Here is a 22446-nt window from a genome sequence, read left to right on the forward strand (position 1 = left end):
GCCATGGCCGTCGTCCTCGCGGACTCGCTCCGCTTCCACGTCCAGCGGCTCCCGGCCGACGCCGCGGCCGCCGGCCCCGACCGGCCCGTCGTCGTGTTCCTGCACGGGCTGGTCGTCGACAACCTGTCCTCCTTCTACTGCCCGCTGGCCGTGCCCGTCGCCTTGGCCGGACACGAGACCGTCCTCTACGACCTGCGCGGCCACGGCCGCACCGAGCGGCCGCCCACCGGCTACGACAGCCGCACGGCGGTACGCGACCTGTTCGCGCTGCTCGGAGCCCTGGACCTCGGCGGGCGACCCGTCCACCTGGTCGGCAACAGCTACGGGGGGACGCTCGCGCTGCACGCCGCCCTGGCCCGGCCCGACCTCGTCACCGGGCTCACCCTCCTCGAACCACCCCTCAGCGGCGGCTGGGTGGAGAACATGGTGGACACCCTGTCGGCCGCCGCGCTGAGCCTGGAGGACAGCCCGGTCCCGACCGAGCTGCACGGCCTGCGTCTGCGCAAGGCCGCCAACCTGACGGCCATCGCCGACGCCCTCCTCAACCGCACCACGCTGATCGACGACATCGCCGCGAGCCGCACCTTCACCCCGGCCGACTACGCCCTGCTGCGCTGCCCGGTGCTGATCGTCTGCGGTGAACACTCCGAACTCGTGCCGGGGGCGCGGGAACTGGTCCGCCACGCCCCGGAGGTCGCCTCGATCGAGATCCTGCCGGGTCTGGGCCACGACGTGCTGAAGGAGAGCAGCGGGACGCTGCGCAAGACCGTACTGGCCCATCTCGACGCCACGGCGGCCACGGCCGGGCACCGCGCCCCGACGGGAGCTCTGGTCCCATGAGGGTGCTCTTCACGGTTCCCCCGCTCGCCGGACACGTCAACCCGACCGTGGCCGTCGGGGCCGAACTGGTCGCCCGGGGGCACGAGGTCGCCTGGACCGGACCGGCCTCCGCCCTGGCCGATCTGCTTCCGGCCCGGGCCCGGATCCTGCCGGCCGGCGACGGGGAGGACGGCCGGGAGATCGGCGGCCGGGAGATCGGCGGCGCCTATGCCGGTCTGCACGCACGCTGGCGCGATCTGCGCGGGGTCGGAGCACTGCGCTTCCTGTGGGAAGAGGCCCTCGTGCCGCTGGCCCGGGCCATGGTTCCGGGGGTCACCCGGGCGGTCCACGCCTTCGAGCCGGACGTACTGGTCGCCGACCAGCAGGCCCTGGCCGGGCCGCTGGTCGCCCGGAGGCTCGGTGTCCCCTGGGTCACCTCCGCCAGCACCTCGGCCGAACTCACGCGGCCCTTCGCCGACTTCCCCAAGGTCGGGGAGTGGGTGGCAGGGCGGATCGGCGGGCTGCTCGCCGAGTTCGGGGACGACGGGGAGGGCTGGGACCCCCGGTTCTCGGAGCGGCTGGTGCTGGTCTTCTCCACCCCCGAACTCGTGGGGCGGACCGGGGACTTCCCGCCGCACCACGCCTTCGTCGGGCCGGCCTTCGGGGCCCGCCCCGCCTCACCCGGATTCCCGTGGCAGCGGCTCGACCCGGCCCGCAAGCGCGTCCTGGTGTCGCTCGGCACCCTCAACCAGGAGGCGGGGGAGCGCTTCTACCGGTCGGTGCTGGGGGCCGCCGAACGGCTGGCCGGGGAGGCGCAGTTGGTCCTGGCGGCCCCCGCCTCCCTGATCGGGGAACCGCCCCGCCACCTCCTGCTCCAGGAGCGGGTCCCGCAGTTGGAGCTGCTGCCGCACCTGGACGCGGTGGTCTGCCACGGAGGCCACAACACCGTCTGCGAGTCCCTCGCGCACGGGCTGCCCCTGGTGGTCGCCCCGATCCGGGACGACCAGCCGATCGTGGCCCGGCAGGTCGTCGAGGCGGGGGCGGGGGTCCGGGTGCGGTTCGGCAGGACCCGGGCCGAGGAACTGCGCGACGCGCTCACGGCCGTGCTGGACGACCCCGGCCCCCGCCGGGCCGCCCGGCGGATCCAGGCCTCATTCGCCGCGGCGGGCGGGGCCGTCGCCGCGGCCGACCGGTTGGAGAAGCTCACATGACACCCCTCCCCCGCATCCCCTGGGTCCCGGTGCTGCTGCTGGCCGCGCTCGGCGCGGGCACCGTGCGCACCCGGCGGCGGCTGCGGGCGGTCCACGTGCTGCCCGTGGTCCCGCCCCCGGCCGCCGCGGTGCCGCGCCCCGCGGGGTGGCGACTGCTGACCGCCCGGGGCGTGGAGCCCGACGCGGCCACCTTCCTCGCCGCCTGTGCGCACGCCGAGCGGGAGGGGCTGCGGGTGCTGGACCTGCTGCCCGCCGACCTGCCCGCCGAACGGGCGCTCGGGCTGCTGCGGCTGGTGGATCCGGCGCGCTACCGGGAGGACCGGCTCGAGGAGGGACGGGGTGCCGGATTCGCGGTGCTGGTCGCGGAGGAGGTGGCGGCCCGGGCCGGCGTGGACGCGGCCGGGCCGTACTCCGATCCCGCGGAACTCCTCGCGCTCACACGCCGTTTGAAGGAGTACGCGCCCGACGCGACGGGGCTCGCGATCGCCCCGGCGCTGAGCTGTGGGCCGGCGGGGCGGCTGGGGGTCGTACGGGGAGCGGCCCGGGCCGCCGAGCTGCGGGCCCAGGGGCTGCCGCCGGGGGCCCTGGCCGCGGCGCAGCTGGGCGGGCTGGCCCTGCTCGCGGCCGCCGTCGTACGCGACGGCCGGTGGGGTGCGGCCGCCGCCGGGCTGTACTGCCTCCAGCCGTACCTCGCGCTCGGCGGGCCGGGCTCCCCGCTGCGGCCGGCGGATCCGGCCCGGGCCTGCGCCACCCGGCCGTTGCGTTCCCTGGGTGCCGCCCTGCGTACGGCCTCGGCGGCGGCCCGCCGCCGGGCGGACGCGGACCCCCTCAGGGGCGCGGCGTACCGGGCCGATCTCGCCGACGGCACCGACCGGTTCCTGGAGCCGCGCCGCCCCGACTGCCCGTGGTGCGGCTCGCACCGGCTGTCCGTACGGGTGCGGGTGCCGGACCTGCTCCAGGGCAAGCCGGGCCTCTTCACCCTGGAGCACTGCGGGGGCTGCGGGCACGTCTTCCAGAACCCCCGGCTCAGCCCGGAGGGGCTGGAGTTCTACTACCGCGACTTCTACGACGGGCGCGGCGGCGAGGGCGCGGGCACGGTCTTCGGGAGGCTCGGCGCGGCCTACCGGAGCCGTGCCGAGATGCTCCGCCCGCACACCGTCCCCGCGTCCTGGCTGGATGTCGGCACCGGACACGGGCACTTCTGCAACGCGGCGCGGGCGGTGTGGCCGGGGACCCGGTTCGACGGGCTGGACATGGGCGAGGGGGTCCGCGAGGCGGAGCACCGGGGGTGGGTGGAGACCGGGTTCCAGGGCCAGTTCCCGGAGTTCGCGTCGAAGCTGGCCGGCCAGTACGAGGTGGTCAGCATGTACCACTACCTGGAGCACACGCGGGACCCGTTCGCCGAACTGGACGCGGCGGCCGCGGTCCTCGCCCCGGGCGGGTTCCTGACGATCGAGCTGCCCGATCCGCAGTCGCGGATGGCGGGGCTGCTCGGCCCGGCCTGGCTGCCGTGGTTCCAGCCGCAGCACCAGCACCTGATCCCGGCCGCGAACCTGCGGGAGGCTTTGTCCGAGCGGGGGTTGACGGTCCTGGCCGAGGAGCACGGTCCGGCCCACCAGGGCAACGACTTCTTCGGGGCGGTCGCCCTGACCGCGACCCGGCTGGCCCCGGACCCCGACCGGCCGTGGGGACCCCCGCCGACACCGGGCGCGCGGGCCCGGGCGAGCGCCGTACGGGTGGCCTCCCTGCCGTTCTTCGTGGCCGCGGCGGCCCTCGACGCCCTGCGCACCACGGCCGCCCACCACTCCGACGGCGGCAACGCCTACCGCCTCCTGGCCCGCAAGGACACCCGATGACCCACCCCACCACGGGACTCCCGTCCCCTTCGACGCCGCCCGACCCGCCGTCCGCGGCCCGAACGGGCACCGTCGCATCCGGCACCCGCGCGGCCCGGACCGCCCCCGGCTCGACCCAAGCCACCGCCCCGGGGGCAGAGCAGCGCACCGCCCGCCCGGCCCCGGCCACGGCCCGCCCGGGCGACCCCGGGCCCGCCCCCGGCACGGACCCGGCAGCCGCCCGCACGCGCAACCCGGACCCGGCCGACCCCGCCGGAGGCGACCTGGCCCGCAGGGCCACCGTCGATCCGTTGTTCCGGCTCGTCGCCTACGCCCTGGAGGCCGCGCACGGGCGGCGGCCGGCCGCCGTGTGGAGTGCCCCGTACGCCTTCCACCTCGGCTCCCCCGGGCTGGTCGCGGCGGCAGGCTGGCCCACAGCGGCCGCCGCGGCCCCGCGTACCGACGGGCTGGTGCGGCTCAGCTCCCTCGCCCACCCCGCCGACAGCTGCGACCTGCCGCTGACCCTGGCCGGGCCGCCGCCCGAGGCCCCCGAGTGGGCGGCACGGCCGTACGCGGTGCTGCGCGCACTGGCCCGGGCCGGCCACGGCCGAGGCGGGACCGACCTGCACGTGCAGGGCTCGCTCACGGCGGCCGCCGGGCTGGCCACGGCCGAGCCCGCGGAGTGCGCGATCGCCCTGGCCGTGGCCGACGTGCACGGCCGTCGGGGCGAGGACCCGGACCGCGCCCACCTCGCGCGGCTGCTCGCCGACGCCCTGCCGGACGGGGACGACACGCTGCGCCGGGCGGCACTGTTCGCCCGGCCCGGGAAGGCCCTGCTGCTCGCAGCGGAACCCGGTCGCGGCCGTCGGTACGTCGACTTCGACCCGGCCGCCTCGGGCTCGCGGCTCGTGCTGCTGGCCGTACGCGGGGACCCGGCGGACCGGCCCGCCGAGCTGGCCCGGGCCATGGCCCTCACCCGCGCGGCCGGGGCGCTGAGCGCCTGGCAGCCCGGGCAGCGGGAGGGCCGGAGCGTGCTGGTGCTGCTGCCCGAGGCACGACTGACGGCGGTGCGGGCCGCGGTCGCGGAGGACTTCCGCGGCCGGGGACGGCCCGTGCCGCGGTTCCTGAACATCGCGGTGGCCGGACCGGCCCGGCGCGAGGAGTAGCACCACACCCGAGCACCACCCGAGCACCACCCGAGGCACCCCATCCGCGCACCAGACCCGAGGAGGCACCATCATGTCCACCCACTCACCCGGAACGACCACGAGACGCGGGGCCAGGCGCTCCGCGTTCGTGGCCGCCCTCGGCGCGCTCGGCCTGCTGGGCGCCTTCACGGTGGCCAGTTCCCAGGCCGCCGAGACCGGTTCGCGAGCCGTCACGCCTGCGGCCGCCGCCGCGGGTCTGCCCTCGTACGACCACGTGGTCGTCGTCGTGTACGAGAACAAGCAGTACGGCGAGATCATGGGCAGCTCGAACGCCCCGTACATCAACCAACTGGCGGGCGGCGGGGCGAGCCTGACCGGGATGAAGGCGCTGACCCACCCCAGCCAGCCGAACTACTTCAACCTCTTCTCCGGCGCCACCCAGGGCATCACCGGGGACGGCTGCTACACCCCGCAGTCGATGACGGCGGCCAACCTCGGCCAGGAGGTGATCGCGGCCGGCAAGACCTTCGCGACGTACAACGAGGACCTGCCGAGCGAGGGTTCCACGGCCTGCACGAACGGCCAGTACGCGCAGAAGCACAACCCCTGGTTCGCCTTCAAGAACGTGCCGCTGGGCACAGGTAAGACGTGGGCCCAGTTCCCGCAGAACAACTTCGCGGCCCTGCCGAACCTGTCGTTCGTCGTCCCCAACCAGTGCAACGACATGCACTCGTGCTCGGTGAACACGGGTGACACGTGGACGAAGAACAACATCGACGCCTACGCGCAGTGGGCCAAGGCCAACAACAGCCTGCTGGTGCTGACCTGGGACGAGGACAACTACCTCGGCTCGAACCAGATCGCGACCGTCTTCTACGGCGCGAACGTCAGGACGGGGACGTACTCCACCGCCTTCAACCACCACCACCTGCTGCGCACCTTCGAGGACCTCTTCGGGTCGGCGACGCACGCGGGGAACGCGGCGAACGTGCAGCCGATCAGCGAGGTGTTCACCACCGGATCCACCCCGACGCCGACCCCCACACCGACGCCCACCCCCACCCCCACGCCGACCCCGACTCCCACCCCGACTCCCACTCCCACCCCCACCGCGGGTGATCTGAAGCTGGCCAACCCCGGCCCCCAGACCTGCAAGTTCAACCAGTCATGCACCATCCAGCTCACCGCCACCGGCGGCAAGGCCCCGGTCCGCTACGCGGCCACGGGCCTGCCCCTCGGACTGACCGTCGACGCCGGCACGGGCCGGATCAGCGGGAAGCCGTGGTCCGTCGCCACGGTCCAGATCACCGCGACCGCCACCGACTCCACGGGCGCGACCGTCACCGCCGCGTTCCCGCTCACCGTCAACTGGTTCTGAGAGGACCCTCCGTGTACCTGTCGACCAGCCGGGCCGCCGACGCCGCCACCTCCGCCGCTGCCGTGGAGGCTCCCGCTCCCCGGGGGCCCCTGCGGGCCGTGCCCGGCACGGTGATCGCGCTCGGCCTGGTCAGCCTGGTCACGGACGTCTCCGCGGAGATGGTGACCGCGGTCCTGCCGCTGTACCTGGTGGCCGGACTGGGCATGTCCCCGCTCGCGTTCGGCGCCCTGGACGGACTCCACCAGGGCGCCACCGCGCTGCTCCGCCTCGTGGGCGGCCGGATCGCGGACCGTACTCGGCGCCGCAAACTCGTCGCGGGCGCCGGGTACGCGCTGTCCGCCGCCTGCAAGGGGGCGCTGCTCGTCGCCGCCACCCCCTGGTCGGTGGCGGCGGTGCTCGCCGCCGACCGGGCGGGCAAGGGTCTGCGCACCGCCCCGCGCGACGCGCTGATCTCGCTGTCCTGCCCGCCTCGGGACCAGGGCCGCGCCTTCGGCGTGCACCGGGCGCTGGACACGACGGGGGCGCTGCTGGGGCCGCTTGCCGCGTTCGGGGTGCTGTGGGTGGTGGTGGACGGGTACGACGCCGTGTTCACCGTCGCGTGCTGCGTCGCCGTGTTGGGGGTGGCGCTGCTCGCGCTCTTCGTACGGGAGTCCCCCGCGGCCGCTCCCGCGCCCGCTGCCGGGCGGCCCGCTCGCTCCCCCGGCTCCCCCCGCTCCGGGGCCCCCGTGCGCACCCTCCTGCGCGTCCCGGAGCTCCGCCGACTGTGTCTGACCTCTGCCGTGCTCGGCCTGTTCACCGTCGGCGACGCCTTCCTCTACCTGCTGCTCCAGCGCCGGCTCGACCTGCCGGCCGCGTACTTCCCGCTGCTGCCGGTCGGCACGGCGGCCGTGTTCCTGGCCTCCGCCGTGCCCGCGGGCCGGGTCGCCGACCGGCTCGGTCGCGGCCGGGTCTTCCTCTGCGGCCACGTGCCGCTGGTCGGCGCGTGCCTGCTGCTCCTGCTCCCGGTGCCGGCCGGGCTCCCGCTCGTCGTCGGCGTCCTCGTGTTCCTCGGCCTGTTCTACGCCGCCACGGACGGGGTGCTGATGGCCGCGGCGGGGGCGGTGCTCCCGGCGGAGTTGCGGACCACCGGGCTCGCGGTACTCCAGACGGCGCAGGCGCTGGCCCGCTTCGCGGGGTCGGTGGCGTTCGGGGCGGCCTGGACCGTGTGGGGGCCGGGTCCGGCGCTGGCGGCGGGGGCCGGCGGGCTGCTGCTGTCGGTGGCCTCGGGCGGCGTGCTCGCCGTGGTCCGCGGGCGCGGACCACGCGCGTCGTCGTAGGGTCGAGGCATGGTGCTCGAAGGCAGGGTCGCCCTGGTGGCCGGCGCGACGCGCGGCGCGGGCCGCGGGATCGCGGTCCAACTGGGCGCGGCGGGCGCGACGGTGTACGTGTCGGGGCGCAGTACCCGCGGGCGGCGTTCGGAGTACGACCGGCCCGAGACGATCGAGGAGACCGCGGAGCTGGTGACGGCGGCGGGCGGGGTGGGGATCCCGGTGGTCGCCGACCATCTGGTCCCTGCGGAGGTGGAGGCACTCGTGCGGCGCATCGACGCGGAACAGGGCCGCCTGAACATCCTCGTCAACGACATCTGGGGCGGGGAGCGGCTCTTCGAGTGGGAGAGCCCGGTCTGGGAACACGACCTGGACAACGGCCTGCGGCTGCTGCGCCTCGCCGTGGAGACCCATGCCGTCACCAGCCACTACGCGCTCCCGCTGTTGCTGCGCGAGCCGGGCGGGCTGGTGGTGGAGATGACGGACGGCACCGCGGACTACAACGCGAGCCGCTACCGCAACTCCTTCTTCTACGACATCGCCAAGTCCTCGGTGCTGCGGATGGCGTTCGCCCTGGGGCACGAGCTCGGTCCGCGCGGGGCGACGGCGGTGGCGCTGACCCCTGGCTGGTTGCGGTCGGAGATGATGCTGGACGCCTTCGGCGTGAAGGAGTCGAACTGGCGCGACGCGCTCTCCGCGGTCCCGCACTTCGCCATCTCGGAGACCCCGTCGTACGTGGGCCGCGCGGTGGCCGCCCTCGCCGCCGACCCGGACGTCTCCCGCTGGAACGGCCGGTCCCTCTCCAGCGGCGGCCTGGCGGGGGTGTACGGCTTCACGGACCTCGACGGCAGCCGCCCGGACGCCTGGCGCTACATGGTCGAAGTCCAGGACCCAGGCCGCCCGGCGGACGTCACGGGCTACCGGTAGGCCGTCTCTTTCGGATCTTGCGGGTCAGGCTCGGCAGGGGCACCTCCCAGCCCACTGGCGTCGCCATCAGAATCCGCGGAAGACGCCCTCGGGATCCTCGACCGCCGCCTCCGCGTAGTCCTCGAAGTCCATGTTCGCGAGGGAGAGGTTCGCGTGGACGTCGTGGACGCCGGCGGGGGCGGTGCGGAACTCGCGGGCGGGCGGGGAATCGACGAGCTGCCCGTAGTACTCGGGGTCGAGGTGCTCGTCCTCGTCCTCCGCGCGGACGTGGAGCGCGAGCAGCGCGCGGTGGGGCGACGTCATGGTGGTGCGGTCGGCGACGAACACCACGCTCAGCTCCTCGTCCCGGCCGACGGCTGCGAGGACCTGCTCCGGCGTGGCGCCGGCCCAGGACGGGTCGTCGGCGAGGTGGACCCGGGCCTCGAAGTCCCCGTCGAGACCCCACGGCCGGCCCAGCTCCTCCGTCACGCGTCGCCAGGCCGCCTCGTCGCCGTAGTCGGTCCTGACGATCAGGGCGGCGAACTCGTCGCGTCCCTCGATGTCGGACGGCATTCCGGCCCCTCCTTCGTTCATCGGGCAGGGTCCGTGATCGTCATCGAGCACCACCAGGCCATGGTGGCGCACGCCGACTGGCCGATCGACATCGGCCCGGGCGGCGGCCACGACACCCGCCGGATGGTCTTCGAGGGCACCCCGTCCACGCTGGTGGCGGAGGCCGACACGCTGACCGCCCGCCACCTTCGGGAGTACGTCAACAGGTGCTGAGCCCGGGGAAGGTGAGCTCGCGGCCTGCGCCGAGCGGGGCGAAGAACCGGTCGACGTCGGCCGCGGCGACCTCCTCCAGCCGGGCCGGCGACCAGCGGGGACTGCGGTCCTTGTCGACGACCTGGGCCCGGATGCCCTCCACCAGGTCGGGCGAGGTGAGCGCGTTGCAGGACACGCGGAACTCCTGCGCCAGCACCTGCGGGAGGGTCGTCAGCTCCGCGGCCCGGCGCAGCGCGGCGAGGGTGGTCTTGAGGGCGGTCGGGGACTTGGCCAGGATCGTCTCGGCGGTCTCCTTGGCGGCCGGGTCCCCTTCGGCGTACAGCCGCTCGACGATCTCCTCGACGGTGTCCGCCGCGTGGCAACGGTCGATCCAGGCCCGTCGCTCGGCGAGTTCACCGGGCGGCGGGACCTCGGCATGGCGCCGGAGGACCTCCGCGGCCGGGGCGGCGGCGAGTTCCGCGGTCAGCTCCGGGAGCGCGGCGGCCGGTACGAAGTGGTCGGCGAGCCCGCACAGGATCGCGTCGGCGGCGCCCACCGCGGCTCCGGTGAGGGCGAGATGGGTGCCCAGCCGGCCGGGGGCGCGGCCGAGCAGCCAGGTGCCGCCGACGTCGGGCACGAAGCCGATGCCGGTCTCGGGCATCGCGACGCGGGAGCGTTCGGTGACGATGCGGACGGAGCCGTGTGCCGAGACCCCGACGCCGCCGCCCATGACGATGCCGTCCATGAGGGCGACGTACGGCTTCGGGTAGCGGGCGATGTGCGCGTTGAGCCGGTACTCGTCGCGCCAGAAGTCGGCGGAGGCGGTGGTCCCGGCCTTGGCGTCGTCGTGGATGGCACGGATGTCCCCGCCCGCGCACAGCCCGCGCTCCCCGGCTCCGCGGATGAGCACCTGGTGGACGGCCGGGTCGTCCTCCCAGGCGGTGAGGGCCTCGTCGATCCGCAGCACCATGGGGTGGGTGAGGGCGTTGAGGGCCCTGGGGCGGTTGAGGGTGATCACCCCCGTCCGTCCCCGGACCTCGAACAGGACGGTGTCGCCGGTGTTCCCGGTGTCGTCTGAGCTCTTCACACGGGCCAGTATGTAGCGTGGAGCGGTATGCGGAAGATCATCCTGATGAGCGGGATCTCCCTGGAGGGCTTCTTCGAGGGCCCCGAGCGGCAGATCGACTGGCACTGCGTCGACGAAGAGCTGCACCAGCACATGAACGACGCGATCCGCCCGATGGGCGGCCTGCTCAGCGGCCGTGTCACGCACGAGCTGATGACCGACTTCTGGCCCACCGCCGACGCCGACCCCGCCAACGCCGGGGCGGTGGCCGAGTTCGCCGGGATCTGGCGGTCCGTGCCGAAGTACGTGTACTCGCGCACCCTCCCGCCGGGCGGGGCCGACTGGAACACGACCGTCCTGCGTGACGTGGTCCCGGAGGAGGTCGCCGCGCTCAAGGCGGCGCCCGGGGGCGACCTGCTCCTGGGCGGGTCCGATCTCGCCGCCACCTTCCTGCGCCTCGACCTCGTGGACGCGTACCGGATCTACGTGCACCCGGTGCGCATCGGCCGCGGCCGGCCGCTCTTCCGGCCCGCCGACGCCCGCGTACCGCTGCGCCTGACGGGCTCGCGCGCCTTCGGCAACGGCGTGGTGCTGCTGACCTACGAGCGCCCGTAGGCGCCCGGCGTCTGCCCGAAGGCCCGCCGGAAGACGTCGATGAAGGCGCTCGCGGACGACCGGCCGCAACGGTGCGCGACCGCCGTCACCGGGGTGTCGAACGCGAGCAGCCGCAGTGCGTGGTGCAGCCTCAGCTGGGTGCGCCACTGCGGGAACGTCCTCCCCAGTTCGGCGCGGAACAGCCGGCTCGGCGTCCGCTCGCCGGCCCCCGCCCCGGCCGCCGAGGCCAGGGCCGCCGGCCCCCGCGGGTCCCCCGGGTCGGTGTGCAGCAGCGCGCACCGCCGCGAGGCGCGGGCTCGGCCCCGACCCGGGCCGCCGGGACCGACTCCGGCACGCCCCCCCGGCCGGAGGATGCCCCGGCGGCCGGTCTGGAGGAGGGCCGGCGGGCCTTCCTCCGGCTCTCCCTGGTGGTGGTCGGTCACCCTGGGCCAGGACCACCTCCCGACGCGCATGGGCACGGCGAGCGGGGTCACGCTCGGCCTGACCGTCAGCGTGGGCGGTCTGGCGAGCCCGCTCATCGGCGCGGCCGCGGACGCCGCCTCGCCGCGCACGGCGCTGCTGCCGCCGGCGGTGCTCCCGGTGCCGGCGTGGGCGCCGGCCCGGCGGCTGCCGGAGCCCGCCGCCGAGCCGGAACCGGCCCGCTGAGGTCAGTTCCGGGGCCGGGCCCGGTGCGCCTTCCAGGCGTCCAGGGCCTCGGCCCGGGTCCCGCCGGGATGGTCGGCGTGCCAGGCGCGCAGGAAGCGGTTGAACTCGAACTGGGCCGCCACCTCCTGCGGTTCGGCCGCCCGGGCCCGCGTGGCGTGCCAGTGGGCGACGGCCTCGGCCAGGGTGTGTCCCGCGTGCCGGGCGACGTACTCCCGCATGAAGGCGTCGAAGTGGAAGCCGGGGCCGATCTCCCGCGTGAAGTACTCGCGGAGCACCTGGCTGCACCGCTGCCCCGGCGGGATCACGGTCGCGCCGTCGACGGGCGCGGCGAGCTGGCGTGCGGTCCGGCGCGCGGCGGGTCGCGCGGGCGCGGCGGGGGCTGTCGCCGGTCCCGTCGTCGGCGCCTTCGCCGGTGCCTTCGCCGGTGCGAGCAGGCCGTCGAGCGCTGCGGCGAGCCGGGCGGTGACGGCGACCTTGCCGCCCCCGGCCGACAGCCCCATCTCCCGTGCCAGCGAGCTCAGTTCGGCCAGCGTCCAGTACCAGCGCAGCAGTTCGGCTCCGGTCAGCCGCGGAGTCAGGGCCGGACGGGATTCTTCCATATTCGCACTCACGTTCGCATCGTAGCGAGAAACGCGGATCCTGGAGCCCGGAACTCGTAAGTTGGACTTGTAAGTTTGACTGTATGTCCTCTAGGTTCTGATCATGCCCTCAGAAGCCCCCCAGCCCCGCGACATCGCGGAAGATCTCCAGCTGGCCATCGGCATGCTGGTCCGGCAGATACGGGCCACGACCGGCGGCGGCGTGAGCCTGTCGCAGATGTCCGTGCTCAAGCGGCTCGACCGGCTGGGCCCCTCCACCGCCACCGACCTGGCCCAGGCGGAGAAGATCCGGCCGCAGTCGGTGATCGCCACGGTGAACGGCCTCCAGGCCGACGGCTACGTCACCCGGAGCCCGCATCCCACCGACGGCCGCCGGCTCGTCATCGCCCTCACCCCGGAGGGGGAGGCCCTCGTCCGCGAACGCCGCGAGGCCGGGCAGGGCCGGATCGCCGAGCTGATCGCCGAGCGGCTGAGCCCCGACGAACAGCACCTGCTCGCCGAGGCGGTACCGCTGCTGCGCCGCCTCTCCGAGGACTGAACCGGCCAGGAACGAACCACCTGCCACCGACCACCCGCCCGAAGGAGCCCGTATGACCGCCACCGACCCCAACCGCCTCGCCCTCGGCGACGACACCGCACTGGTCCTCATCGACCTCCAGACCGGGATCCTCGGCCTGCCCACCGCCAAGCCCTCCGGCGAGATCCTCGCCAAGGGCGTCGAGCTCGCCGGGGCGTTCCGCGCCCGCAAGCTGCCCGTGGTCCTGATCAAGGTGGCCTGGTCCCCCGACGGCGGCGACCTGCCCACCGTCAACGTGGACCGCCCGGGTCCGGCCGCCGCGCCGCCCGCCGCGTTCTCCGAGATCCCGGCCGAACTGGCCGCCCTCGGCGACGTGGTCGTGACCAAGCGGCACTGGGGCGCCTTCACCGGCACCGAGCTCGACCTCCAGCTGCGCCGGCGCGGCATCCACCGGATCGTGCTGGCCGGGATCTCCACCAGCGTGGGCGTCGAGTCCACCGCCCGTACGGCCTGGGAGCTCAGCTACGACCTGGTCTTCGCCGAGGACGCGACCGCCGACATCGACGCCGATTCCCACGCCCACACCTTCGGCAAGATCTTCCCGCGCATCGGCAAGGTCAGCAGCACCGCCGAGATCCTCGCCGCGCTGGATTCCTGACGGCCCGGTCCCGTCCGGCACCTGGAATCGCGGGGTTCTGCGATTCATCAGGTGCACGGGGCCGGGTCCGGGTCCGGGGCCCGGACCGAGGCCAGGTGGCTGGAGCGCGGCGTGGCGCTGCGGGCTCGGCGAGCACGCGAAGAAGTTGCCCGTCCGCGTCAGCCGCCCACGGCGTCGTCGCAGGCCGGACAGACCAGGCCCACGTTCTGCCCGCCGTACCACGGGCCGCCCGGATGGTCGGCGGGCTTCCACGGGGACACCTCCATGGCGAAGGTGTCGTGGCCGCAGTACGTACGGGGGCCGGCGACTCCCACCGTCCCTGGGGCGGCGGGCGCCGCGTGGACGCGCAGCACGGACGGTTCCGCGTCGGCCGCCGTCGGCTTGTCGAGTTCGTACACGACGACAATCTCGCTCATACCCCGACCGTAGGCCGCCCCGGGCGGACCCGCGCCCCCGCTCGGCCGCTCAGCCGAGGCCGAGGTTGAGCAGCACGATGCCCGCCAGCACGGTGGCGCTCGCGGCGAGCCTCGCCCGGCCCAGCCGCTCCCGGAAGACCACGCTGCCGATCAGGGCGGCGAAGACGATGCTCGTCTCGCGCAGGGCCGACACGCCGGCCAGCGTTCCGTAGGCCTGCGCCCAGACCACCAGCCCGTACGCGGACAGCGAGAGCACCCCGCCGATCAGCCCGCGGACGGCGACGGGCCGCAGGTCGTTCAGCAGGGAGCGGCGGCGGACGGCGAAGGCGATGAGCGGGATGACCGGCGCCTGCAGCAGCAGCGTCCAGGCGACGTAGCCGGGCACGGTGTCGGAGTGGCGGACGCCCACCCCGTCGAGCAGGGTGTAGCAGGCGATCAGCACACCGGTGCCGACGGCGGCGCCGAGCGCGGGCAGGTGGCTGCGGCCCGGTACGCCGTTGGCGAGGGTCAGGCCGATCAGTCCGGCGGAGATGACCAGGACGCCCGCCAGCTGCCAACCCGGCAGCACCTGGCCGAGCAGCAGGGTGGCCACGACGGCGACCACCCAGGGCGAGGTGCCGCGGGCCATCGGGTACATCTGCCCGAAGTCGCCGAGCTTGTACGCCTGCAGCAGCATCAGTTGGTAGACCACCTGCAACGCGGCCGATCCCGCGATGAAGGGCCAGGCCCCGGCGGGCGGCACCGGGACGAAGCAGGCCAGGACGACGGCGAAGAGCAGGTAGGCGAGGTTGATCAGGGCGAAGCCGAGCAGCTTGTCCTTGATCGCGTGCGCCACGGCGTTCCAGCTCGCGTGCATGAGCGCGGCGAGCAGGACGACTGCGGGGACGAGCATCGTCATCGCTGGTGCGGCCGGCAGGGCCAGGGGCATGGGGGTGTCCATCAATGGCTCCGGTGAGTGGTGGGTGGGGAAAGGAGAGCGGCCCGCGGGCGGTGGCGGCGGCCGTGGCGGCCTCTGAACTCGTGGCGACGGCTGCGGCTGCGGCCGTCAGAGCCGGCCGCGGCGGCCGGCGCGGAGTCCGGCGCGGAGTCCGGCGACGAACCGGCTCTGGGCGTCGAGGCGTTCCGTCAGCTCGGCCATCATCCGGCGGACGGTGCGCGGGGAGATTCCCAGCCGGTTGCCCGCCGCCGCGTCGGTGAGGCCTCCGCCGAGCAGCCGGAGCAGTTCCTGCTGTGGGGAGTCAGACCCCGCTCGCCGGGTTCCGGGCCGGCACCGAGCGGCACCGCCGACTCCCCGACGGTGGTTGGTCGGCATCAGCCGGTAGACGCCCTCGGTCTGCCGGTCCGGTCCCAGCCCTTCGAGCGACATCCCCGCGGCCCCCCGTCCCTGTCATGTACGTCGTGCGTGCCGTACATGTCCTGCATCTCGTACCTGCGCGTGTGCGGCGGCCGGTACTTCGCGGCGCTGGGTGGTGCGCGAGGAACGGGGACGCGGGCGGGTCCGTGGGCCCGCGCCTGGTGAGGCACGGGCGGTCCGCCGGTCGGGGTCAACCCGATGATCTTGCCGGTTGCGACGACTCCGGGTGTGCACTCCAGATGAATTCCGGATGACTCGATCGGAACCGCCCGGCCGACCCGGAATCCGGGTGCGGCGGGGGATGTCCGGCCCGGAGGGTGGTCGTGGCCGCGCGCTGTCGGACCGCGGGGTCGCTCCCGGAGATCGCCCTGACGATCCGGCCGTAGCGCTCGGTCCTCTCCTGGTTCCGACCGGCGGAGGGGGTGGCCCCGGACCACGGGCCCGGCCGGTTCCCGGTGCTCGTCCGGCGCAGCAGGGGGTGGCAGGGGTGGGGCATTCCGGATGTCGACGGCGGCGGGGTGAAGGTCGGCGTCAGCGGGCCCGCCTCCCCGAAGCGCAGGCTGAGCCGCCCGGAGGCGAACCGGGCCGCCGCCCCCGTGGTCTGCGGCGGTTTGGCCGAACACGGCTTCGAGCACGCCGCCGCCGTCGGCTTGGCGGCGGCCCGACCGGCGCTGGAGGCCGCCACCGAGCTGCCGGTCCGGGCGTTCTCGCCGGACCGCGTCGGGGCGCGGGAGTGAGGAGGTGAGGAGCTCAGGAGCTGAGGAGCAGGGATCAGTGCACGTCGGCTCCTGCGGGGGTCTCGTCGAGGAAGCCGCCGGACTGGTGCTGCCAGAGCTTCGCGTAGGCGCCCTCGGCGGCGAGGAGTTCCTGGTGGGTGCCCTGCTCGACGATCGTTCCGCGGTCGAGGACGACGAGCCGGTCCATGCCGGCGACCGTGCTCAGGCGGTGCGCCACCACCAGCGCGGTCCGGCCCTCCATGAGGCGCCACAGGGCGTCCTGGACGAGGATCTCGCTCTCCGAGTCCAGGGCGCTGGTCGCCTCGTCGAGCAGCAGGATCGGCGCGTCGCGCAGGATCGCCCTGGCGAGGGCCACCCGCTGGCGCTGCCCGCCGGAGAGCTTCACCCCGCGTTCGCCGACCATGGTGTCGAAGCCCTCCGGGAGCCCGTCGGCGAACTCCGTGACGTGCGCCGCCTCGGCGGCGCGGCGGATCTCGGCCTCGGTGGCGTCGGGCCGGGCGAAGGCGATGTTCTCGCGCAGGGTGCGGTGGAACATGGCCGGGTCCTGGGGCACGTACGCGATCAGGCTGCGCAGGTCGGCCTGGGACAGTCGGGTGATGTCCTGCCCGCCGATGAGGATCCGCCCGGCGTCGATGTCGGTCATCCGCAGCAGCAACCGGGTGAGGGTGGTCTTGCCGCCGCCGGACCGGCCGACGAGTCCGATCTTCGTCCCGCCGGGCACGGCCAGGTCGAGGCCCTCGAAGAGCGGCTCCTTGCCGGCGCCCGCGTGGGTGAAGGTGACCCCGTCGAACCGCACGTCGGCGCCGCCGTGGAGCAGCGGTTCCGGCTTGGCCGGATCCCGTACGGTCGACGGCGTCAGCAGCAGTTCGGTGAACTGCGCGGCCTCCGTCATCGAGCTCTCCAGACGGCGGTAGATCTGATTGAACTCGAACATGATCCTCGTGGCGTTGGCGTAGTAGGTGAAGGCGACGATGATCGCCTCCACGCCGTGCTCCCCCGCGCCGAGGGAAACCGCGAGGAGCAGGCCGAGCGCGTTGGTGAGCACGGACATCGGCGCGACCACGGTGTCGATGCGCAGGTTGCCGTAGTCCCACGAGCGCAGCGTGAGCCGGCGCGACTCGGCGACCCGGGAGCGGTGTTCGGCGGCCTCGCGGTCCTCCGCGGCGAAGGCCCGGACGGTGTCCATGTTCATCAGGCTGTCGGCGACGTGGCCCGACACCCGGGCGATCGCCTCCTCGCGCTGGGCGACGAGGGCCTGACGGCGGCGGATGAGGGGGGGCGACGCACAGTGCCGCCAGCGCGATCATCACCAGGAGTCCGGCCACGAGCAGGGGTTCGTACTGCCACAGCACCACCGACGCGAAGACCAGCGGCACGAAGCTGCCCATGACCGAGAACGTCAGCGTGTCGACGAACTCCTCGAAGCGGGAGGCGAAGCTGAGGACCCGCTTGGTCAGCGATCCGGCGAAGTTGTCGTGGAAGAACGCCGCGTCCTTCGCGAAGAGTTCGTCCATGCCGATCACGTACAGCTGCTCGATGCCGCGGGCGTCGAGGCGGTTCAGGCAGTGGAGTCCGACGCGCCACAGCGTCTCGGCCAGCAGCAGGACCCCGGCGAAGACGAGGACGTAGGGCAGCGCCGACCCCAAGGCCGCGCCGCCCCCGCCGCCTTGACCGTCGTCCCCGACGATCCGGCCGACGAGCTTCGCGACGATCAGCGGCGCGATGTAGAAGATTCCGATGTTGCCCAGGGCGGGCAGCAGCATGGCGGGGACCGTCAGCAGGCGCAGCCGTGCCAGCTCCCGCCCGTAGTAGCGGAGCGCGAGGAGCACGGGGCCCCTGCGCGGTGATGTTCCGTGAGATTCGGCTGATCCCATCCCAAACCCTGTGTTGAGGTACCAACAGGACAGGAGTCGGAGTGTCCCGCAAGGGCGCCCGCGCAGTCCAAGCCTTTTTCGGACGGTCTCCCCCGCCCTGCCGCTGTCCGACGAGGGCGGGGGTTCGGGGCCCGGTCTCAGTCCGCGGGGGTGTTGCGGCGTTCGCGGGCGCGGCGGATGTCGTAGGCGAAGAACCTCCTGACCGCGCCGCCGAGTTCCTCGGGGCCGGTGAAGCCCCGGCGGGCCATTTCTGCCACCGGTGAGGTGCCGCTGCCCTGCCAGTGGCGCATGAAGAGGTTCGCGCACATCACGGGCGGTGGCACGGCGAGCCGGGGGCCGGCCTCGTCCGCGGCCTCGTCGGCGCGGGCGACGAGGGCGCACCACTCGTCCCAGCGCTCGGATGTGCGCAGCCGGTCCAGGACCGCCGGTCTCCAGTCCATCGACTGCCACACCGGCCACACCCGCACCATGAGGAGGCGGGGCCGGTCGGAGGCGCCGGCCCCGTCGGCGGCCTCCGCCTCCGTCAACCAGGGGGCGAGGGACGGCGGCAGCGGGGAGCGGTCGTCGAGCCCGAGCTTGGCCGTCCCGTACTGCTCCAGGGTCATGCCCCGGTCGGCGGCGAACTCCCGCAGCATGCCGGTCAGGACGTCCTCGTGCAGCGCCGGGTAGTCCGGGTCGTACAGCCGGGCCGCGTTCAGGACGTCGAGGTCCGACATCCACCGGCCCGGGGCGTGCTCCCGGCGGGTCCCTCGGACCAGGGCCTGGGTGCGGCTGATCCCGGTGACGGGGACCTCGGGGGTGGAGGCGGCAGGGGTGGAGGCGTCGGGGCTGGAGGCGGCAGGGGCGGGTGCCGTCGCGGGACGGTCCGCGACCGCCCGGAGGGCCGCCGTCGCGTCGAGCCGTTTGAGGTCCCAGACGCCGGAGCCGATCATCTCCTCCAGCGTCCACAGGGCCTCGTGGTCGCACTCGTCCAGGGCCCGCTCGATGTCCTTCCAGCCCCGGTGGGTGAAGGGCATGGCCGCTGCCGCCGCCACGATCCGCCGCCCGGCCTCCGCCGGGACCAGGTCCTGCTCGGCTCCCTCCTTGCAGCCGTGGCGCAGGTTCACCAGGGCCACGGTCTGTGCGGGGTACCCCATCTCGGCGGGGCCGTGCAGGACGCCGACCTCGTCGTCGCCGTCGATCTCGCCCGAGGCGTACATCCCGTAGACGGTGCCGAGGCCCCGCATGCCGCACGGGGCCAGTTCCGCGGCGCGCAGCGCCCCCATGCTCGCGGCGCCGACGACGTCCACGCCTTCGGTGAGCACCTGGAGGATCTCCTTGTGGCCGACGGACCGCCGCTCCCGGAAGTAGCCGTCGATGACGACGGCTACGTCCCCCGGGTGCCACCGGTCCGCCAGGAGATCGCCGCGGCCGGCGGGTGGCCGGACCTCGGCGTCCGGGAGGACGGCCCGGACGTCGGCCGCGGAAAGCGTCGGCCCCGCGTAGACGACCACCTTGGGCGTGCTCACTACAACACCTCCGGACATACGCGGCTCCCCGGTGCGACGACCTTGACGACGGGGACTCCGATCTCGTCCCGTGTCAGGTCGACCACGAGGGGCGGGTGGGAAAAGGCATCGGCCGCCTGCCGGACCACGTGCGCGAGGTCCCCGACGAGGCTGTCGTGCCGGGCGGGCTCGGGCACCAGGCCGGCGATGTCGGCCGCCGGGGCGGACCGGGCCTCCTTCAGGCGGCCGACGTCGGCCTGACCGAAGTCGTCGCGCAGGTCGTCCCGCGCCCCCGCTATGTACGCGAGTCTGGCCTGCGCCGCTTCGGAGACGGCCCGGGTGAGGGCGATCTCCGTGCTGAGGTGGCATCCGAACCCGAACATCGGAGCCGGGTAGTCGTGGCAGGCGACCCAGGCCAGGAAGCACGGCAGCCCGGTGGGCGAGGGCACGAACCGCACTTCGAGGGTGACGTCGGCCTTCTCGATGAGCGTGCACATGTCGTCGGCCACCGCCGACCCGGCGGTCCGCGGGTCGACGCGCACGCCCATCTCGCCGCCCCGTTTGACGGCCGCGGTCATCGCGTCCCGCTCGATGATCTCGCAGAGGGCGTGGAGGGTGGCCTCCACCAGGGTGTTGCCGCCGGCCAGCCCGTTCGTCGACTCGAAGAACACCGGCGGGTTCCAGTCGGTCTTCTCCTCCAGCGACAGCCGGGCGAGGTTCACGGGGACGAACGTCCCCGCCCCGTCGACGAGCGACCTGGCCCCGACCCAGTCCAGCGGGAGCCCGTCGTGCAGGAGGCTCGGTACGCAGGGGGCCAGGGCGCCGACGTCGTACCCCAGTTCCGGGCCGAGGTCGCGGGGGGCGGCCGTCATGACGGGGGTGACGGGCTGTTCCACGTGCCAGGTCTCGACCGACTCCATGACCGCGGACAGTTTCGCCAGCTCGGGGGTCATCCCCTTGCCCTGGGATACGGCGAGGGTCCGGGACAGGGGGCGCACGGCCTGGAAGGTCGGGATGCCGATGGTGTCGAGCCGGGTGATGTCGGCGACCCGGGTGACGCCCACCTTCGCCGCCGCACGGCTCACCATCTCCCAGGTGGCCTCCGGGGTCCTGGCTCTGTTCGTCCCCGGCAGGCGGAGCACGGAGCGGTCCTGGGGCGAGGCGAGCCAGGACAGGGTCTGGTCTTCGGTCTGCACGGTGAGGGACTCCCTGGGGGTCAGAGGTTCCGGGTGCGCCGCAGCATCGCGCGGCCGGCGACGAAGTTGGCGACGAGGGCGACGGCGGCCAGGACCACCAGGGAGGGCCACGCCTGCTCCAGGCCGAAGATCGCGGCGTCGCGCATCCCGGTGACCGCGTACGAGACCGGGTTCACCGTCGAGATCCACCGCAGCACGGTGGGCAGTTGCTGCGACGTGGACATCGAGGGCGCGGCGAAGACGAGGACGGGCACCGAGATGCTGGTCAGCACCATGAAGGTGCGGTAGTCCTTGATGAGGACGGCCGCGGCGAGATACAGCCCGTTGAAGGCCACCGACGACAGGACCAGTGCGAGCAGCAGCCAGATCCAGTGGGACGCCTGGAACGGGTAGTCGAAGATGAGCGCGGCGACGGCCATGGCCAGCAGGCTCTGGGCCAGGACGAGCGTGACCCCGGCGAGCAGTTTGCCGGCGAGGAAGCGGGACCTGCGCAGCGGCCAGCTCCACAGCTGGGTCGACACGCCGCTCATCTCCTCCTGGAACATCGCCATGCCGGTCGTCCCGGAGGCGCTGACCACGGACATCGAGAGCACCATGGGGAGGAGGAAGACCGAGAACGGCAGGGTCTCGCCCCGGTAGACGATGTTCCCGACGACGTTGCCGAGGGAGGTGTTCACCAGCAGCAGGTACACGAGCATGGGGGTCAGGCCGAGGATGAGGTTGACCCGGTTGCGGGCGAGGAGCGCGTACTCGCGGTAGAACACGGCGGTGAGGTCGGCCGGTTTGCCCGTTCCGACCGGCGCCTTGGTCTTGAAGTCCAGTTCGGCCACGGTGTCAGCCCCCGTTCCCGGTCATGCGCAGGAAGACCTGCTCCAACGAGTCGGTGACGGTGGAGATGTCCGAGATCGCGACTCCGGCGTCGTGGCAGTGCCGTGACAGCTGCGGCAGCACGTCGCGGACCTGCGCGTTCTCGATGCGCACGTCGGTGTCCTGGATGCTCGCGCCGAGTCCGGCGGTGTCCGCCCACTCCTTGACGACCTTGGCCGCGACCGCGTCGTCCACCTTCACCCGCAGATGGGCGCCGCCGAACTCCTGCAGCAGCTCGCTCGGTTGGGCGAAGCGGACCACCTTGCCCTTGTTGATGACGAGGACGCGCTGGGCGTTGCGCTCCAGTTCCTCGATGATGTGGCTGGTCCAGATGACGGTCATGCCGTTCTCCTCGCGGAGCCACCGCACGAACCGCTCGATCTGGTGCCGGCCGGCGACGTCCAGGCCGGCCGAGGGCTCGTCGAGGATCAGGAGTTCGGGGATGGTCAGGAGCGCCCGGACGAGTTGCAGGCGCTGACGCTGACCGCCGGACAGCTGGAAGACGAGCTGTGACAGGGCGTCCTTCAGGCCGAGGTACTCGGCCACCTCCATCGCCCAGGGCCGGGTGGTCCGCCAGGACAGGCCCTTGAAGCGGGTGGCGATCAGCAGGTTGTCGAGTGCCGACAGCATCTCGTCGTACGGGGCGGACTGGTGCATCGCGCCGATGCCGGTCTTGGCGGCGACCGGGTCACGGGCGGGGTCCGCGCCGAACACCCGGATCGTCCCGGTGGTGGGAGGGGTGACGCCGCAGATCATCTTCATCAGGGTCGTCTTGCCGGCACCATTGGGTCCCAGCAGTCCGATGGTCTCGCCTCTGGCGATGTCGAATGAAATACCGTCGACCGCCGGCGTCTCTTTTCCGCGGTAGCGCTTTGTCAGTTCTTCGGCGTTCACCACGTGATTCGCCACGATCCCTCCTTCCACAATGCTCTTGATGGTTCATCAGGAATCAGGAATACCGATCGAGTCGCTGCGGGTGGACGTTACGCCTGTTGGCCACTGGGGAAGCGGCAGCTGCCCAAGCTGCCTTCGAACTGCCTCCGTAC

At 73.7% G+C, this 22446-nt stretch carries 21 protein-coding genes and 4 pseudogenes; 13 read left to right on the top strand and 12 right to left on the bottom strand.

Annotated features, from left to right (window positions below; all coding sequences use genetic code 11):
- The first annotated feature begins 3 nt into the window (after window positions 1-3).
- From ACFYYJ_RS09840 to ACFYYJ_RS09870, 7 genes are all read left to right on the top strand, one after another.
- Window positions 4-840: an alpha/beta fold hydrolase gene (locus ACFYYJ_RS09840; protein WP_389130600.1), complete on the top strand. Its 837-nt coding sequence runs from the start codon at window positions 4-6 to the stop codon at window positions 838-840.
- Window positions 837-2030 carry a glycosyltransferase gene (locus ACFYYJ_RS09845; protein ID WP_389130603.1) on the top strand — a complete coding sequence of 398 codons (1194 nt, stop codon included), beginning with the start codon at window positions 837-839 and terminating at the stop codon, window positions 2028-2030. The genes ACFYYJ_RS09840 and ACFYYJ_RS09845 overlap by 4 nt, the downstream gene beginning before the upstream one ends.
- Window positions 2027-3886: a methyltransferase domain-containing protein gene (locus ACFYYJ_RS09850; protein WP_389130606.1), complete on the top strand. Its 1860-nt coding sequence runs from the start codon at window positions 2027-2029 to the stop codon at window positions 3884-3886. Before ACFYYJ_RS09845 ends, ACFYYJ_RS09850 begins: the two co-directional genes overlap by 4 nt.
- Window positions 3883-5031, top strand: coding sequence for a galactokinase (locus ACFYYJ_RS09855; RefSeq protein ID WP_389130609.1), 1149 nt, complete (start codon window positions 3883-3885; stop codon window positions 5029-5031). The genes ACFYYJ_RS09850 and ACFYYJ_RS09855 overlap by 4 nt, the downstream gene beginning before the upstream one ends.
- 73 nt (window positions 5032-5104) lie before the next feature.
- A complete protein-coding gene (locus ACFYYJ_RS09860; protein ID WP_389130611.1) occupies window positions 5105-6391 on the top strand; it encodes an alkaline phosphatase family protein in 1287 nt (428 codons plus the stop codon).
- Window positions 6392-6402: 11 nt separating this feature from the next.
- A complete protein-coding gene (locus tag ACFYYJ_RS09865; protein WP_389130613.1) occupies window positions 6403-7707 on the top strand; it encodes an MFS transporter in 1305 nt (434 codons plus the stop codon).
- A gap of 9 nt (window positions 7708-7716) precedes the next feature.
- Window positions 7717-8625 carry an SDR family oxidoreductase gene (locus tag ACFYYJ_RS09870; protein ID WP_389130616.1) on the top strand — a complete coding sequence of 303 codons (909 nt, stop codon included), beginning with the start codon at window positions 7717-7719 and terminating at the stop codon, window positions 8623-8625.
- A 66-nt stretch (window positions 8626-8691) separates the two neighbouring features.
- Here ACFYYJ_RS09870 and ACFYYJ_RS09875 read toward each other — a convergent pair whose 3' ends face one another.
- Window positions 8692-9177, bottom strand: a complete 486-nt coding sequence (locus ACFYYJ_RS09875; protein ID WP_389130619.1) for a DUF6924 domain-containing protein — start codon at window positions 9175-9177, stop codon at window positions 8692-8694.
- A 33-nt stretch (window positions 9178-9210) separates the two neighbouring features.
- Here ACFYYJ_RS09875 and ACFYYJ_RS09880 point away from each other — a divergent pair.
- Window positions 9211-9390 (top strand): annotated as a pseudogene (locus ACFYYJ_RS09880) (hypothetical protein); the annotation flags it as partial.
- Here ACFYYJ_RS09880 and ACFYYJ_RS09885 read toward each other — a convergent pair.
- Window positions 9377-10456, bottom strand: a complete 1080-nt coding sequence (locus ACFYYJ_RS09885) for an enoyl-CoA hydratase/isomerase family protein (protein WP_389130622.1) — start codon at window positions 10454-10456, stop codon at window positions 9377-9379. The pseudogene ACFYYJ_RS09880 and the gene ACFYYJ_RS09885 sit on opposite strands and share 14 nt — an antisense overlap.
- 27 nt (window positions 10457-10483) lie before the next feature.
- On the opposite strand from ACFYYJ_RS09885, the gene ACFYYJ_RS09890 reads away from it, so the two are divergent.
- Complete coding sequence (locus ACFYYJ_RS09890) at window positions 10484-11050, top strand: dihydrofolate reductase family protein (RefSeq protein WP_389130625.1); 567 nt, start codon at window positions 10484-10486, stop codon at window positions 11048-11050.
- Here the strand turns inward: ACFYYJ_RS09890 and ACFYYJ_RS09895 are convergent.
- Window positions 11035-11343: pseudogene (locus ACFYYJ_RS09895) on the bottom strand (helix-turn-helix domain-containing protein); the annotation flags it as partial. The gene ACFYYJ_RS09890 and the pseudogene ACFYYJ_RS09895 overlap by 16 nt on opposite strands.
- Window positions 11344-11452: 109 nt before the next feature.
- On the opposite strand from ACFYYJ_RS09895, the pseudogene ACFYYJ_RS09900 reads away from it, so the two are divergent.
- A pseudogene (locus ACFYYJ_RS09900) lies at window positions 11453-11695 on the top strand (MFS transporter); the annotation flags it as partial.
- A 2-nt stretch (window positions 11696-11697) separates the two neighbouring features.
- Here ACFYYJ_RS09900 and ACFYYJ_RS09905 read toward each other — a convergent pair.
- On the bottom strand, window positions 11698-12306 hold the full coding sequence (locus ACFYYJ_RS09905) for a DUF6434 domain-containing protein (protein ID WP_389130627.1): 609 nt from the start codon (window positions 12304-12306) through the stop codon (window positions 11698-11700).
- 91 nt (window positions 12307-12397) lie between these two features.
- On the opposite strand from ACFYYJ_RS09905, the gene ACFYYJ_RS09910 reads away from it, so the two are divergent.
- A complete protein-coding gene (locus ACFYYJ_RS09910; protein ID WP_389130629.1) occupies window positions 12398-12832 on the top strand; it encodes a MarR family winged helix-turn-helix transcriptional regulator in 435 nt (144 codons plus the stop codon).
- Window positions 12833-12884: 52 nt separating this feature from the next.
- Entirely contained in the window at window positions 12885-13469 is a 585-nt protein-coding gene (locus tag ACFYYJ_RS09915; RefSeq protein ID WP_385121836.1) for a hydrolase, read from the top strand.
- Window positions 13470-13627: 158 nt separating this feature from the next.
- Here the strand turns inward: ACFYYJ_RS09915 and ACFYYJ_RS09920 are convergent, their stop codons facing one another.
- The 3 genes from ACFYYJ_RS09920 to ACFYYJ_RS09930 all read right to left on the bottom strand — a co-directional run bounded on the left by ACFYYJ_RS09920 (window position 13628) and on the right by ACFYYJ_RS09930 (window position 15251).
- Window positions 13628-13885 carry a hypothetical protein gene (locus ACFYYJ_RS09920; protein WP_389130634.1) on the bottom strand — a complete coding sequence of 86 codons (258 nt, stop codon included), beginning with the start codon at window positions 13883-13885 and terminating at the stop codon, window positions 13628-13630.
- 49 nt (window positions 13886-13934) lie between these two features.
- On the bottom strand, window positions 13935-14783 hold the full coding sequence (locus tag ACFYYJ_RS09925) for an EamA family transporter (RefSeq protein ID WP_385122054.1): 849 nt from the start codon (window positions 14781-14783) through the stop codon (window positions 13935-13937).
- Between the two features lie 147 nt (window positions 14784-14930).
- Window positions 14931-15251 carry a hypothetical protein gene (locus tag ACFYYJ_RS09930; RefSeq protein WP_389130638.1) on the bottom strand — a complete coding sequence of 107 codons (321 nt, stop codon included), beginning with the start codon at window positions 15249-15251 and terminating at the stop codon, window positions 14931-14933.
- A gap of 410 nt (window positions 15252-15661) precedes the next feature.
- Here ACFYYJ_RS09930 and ACFYYJ_RS09935 point away from each other — a divergent pair, with 410 nt between their 5' ends.
- On the top strand, window positions 15662-15976 hold the full coding sequence (locus ACFYYJ_RS09935; protein WP_389130641.1) for a hypothetical protein: 315 nt from the start codon (window positions 15662-15664) through the stop codon (window positions 15974-15976).
- 34 nt (window positions 15977-16010) lie between these two features.
- Here ACFYYJ_RS09935 and ACFYYJ_RS09940 read toward each other — a convergent pair.
- The 5 genes and pseudogenes from ACFYYJ_RS09940 to ACFYYJ_RS09960 all read right to left on the bottom strand — a co-directional run bounded on the left by ACFYYJ_RS09940 (window position 16011) and on the right by ACFYYJ_RS09960 (window position 22309).
- A pseudogene (locus ACFYYJ_RS09940) lies at window positions 16011-17850 on the bottom strand (ABC transporter ATP-binding protein).
- A 137-nt stretch (window positions 17851-17987) separates the two neighbouring features.
- The gene (locus ACFYYJ_RS09945; protein ID WP_389130643.1) at window positions 17988-19358 is read right to left on the bottom strand and encodes a TfuA-like protein; all 1371 of its coding nucleotides are present in this window, start codon (window positions 19356-19358) and stop codon (window positions 17988-17990) included.
- Complete coding sequence (locus ACFYYJ_RS09950; protein WP_385121822.1) at window positions 19358-20533, bottom strand: YcaO-like family protein; 1176 nt, start codon at window positions 20531-20533, stop codon at window positions 19358-19360. The genes ACFYYJ_RS09945 and ACFYYJ_RS09950 overlap by 1 nt, the downstream gene beginning before the upstream one ends.
- A gap of 20 nt (window positions 20534-20553) precedes the next feature.
- The gene (locus ACFYYJ_RS09955; RefSeq protein WP_389130646.1) at window positions 20554-21363 is read right to left on the bottom strand and encodes an ABC transporter permease; all 810 of its coding nucleotides are present in this window, start codon (window positions 21361-21363) and stop codon (window positions 20554-20556) included.
- Between the two features lie 4 nt (window positions 21364-21367).
- Entirely contained in the window at window positions 21368-22309 is a 942-nt protein-coding gene (locus ACFYYJ_RS09960; RefSeq protein ID WP_385121818.1) for an ABC transporter ATP-binding protein, read from the bottom strand.
- Between the last annotated feature and the right edge of the window lie 137 nt (window positions 22310-22446).

This window comes from Streptomyces sp. NPDC002467, assembly GCF_042889825.1.
Classification (GTDB): Bacteria; Actinomycetota; Actinomycetes; order Streptomycetales; family Streptomycetaceae; genus Streptomyces.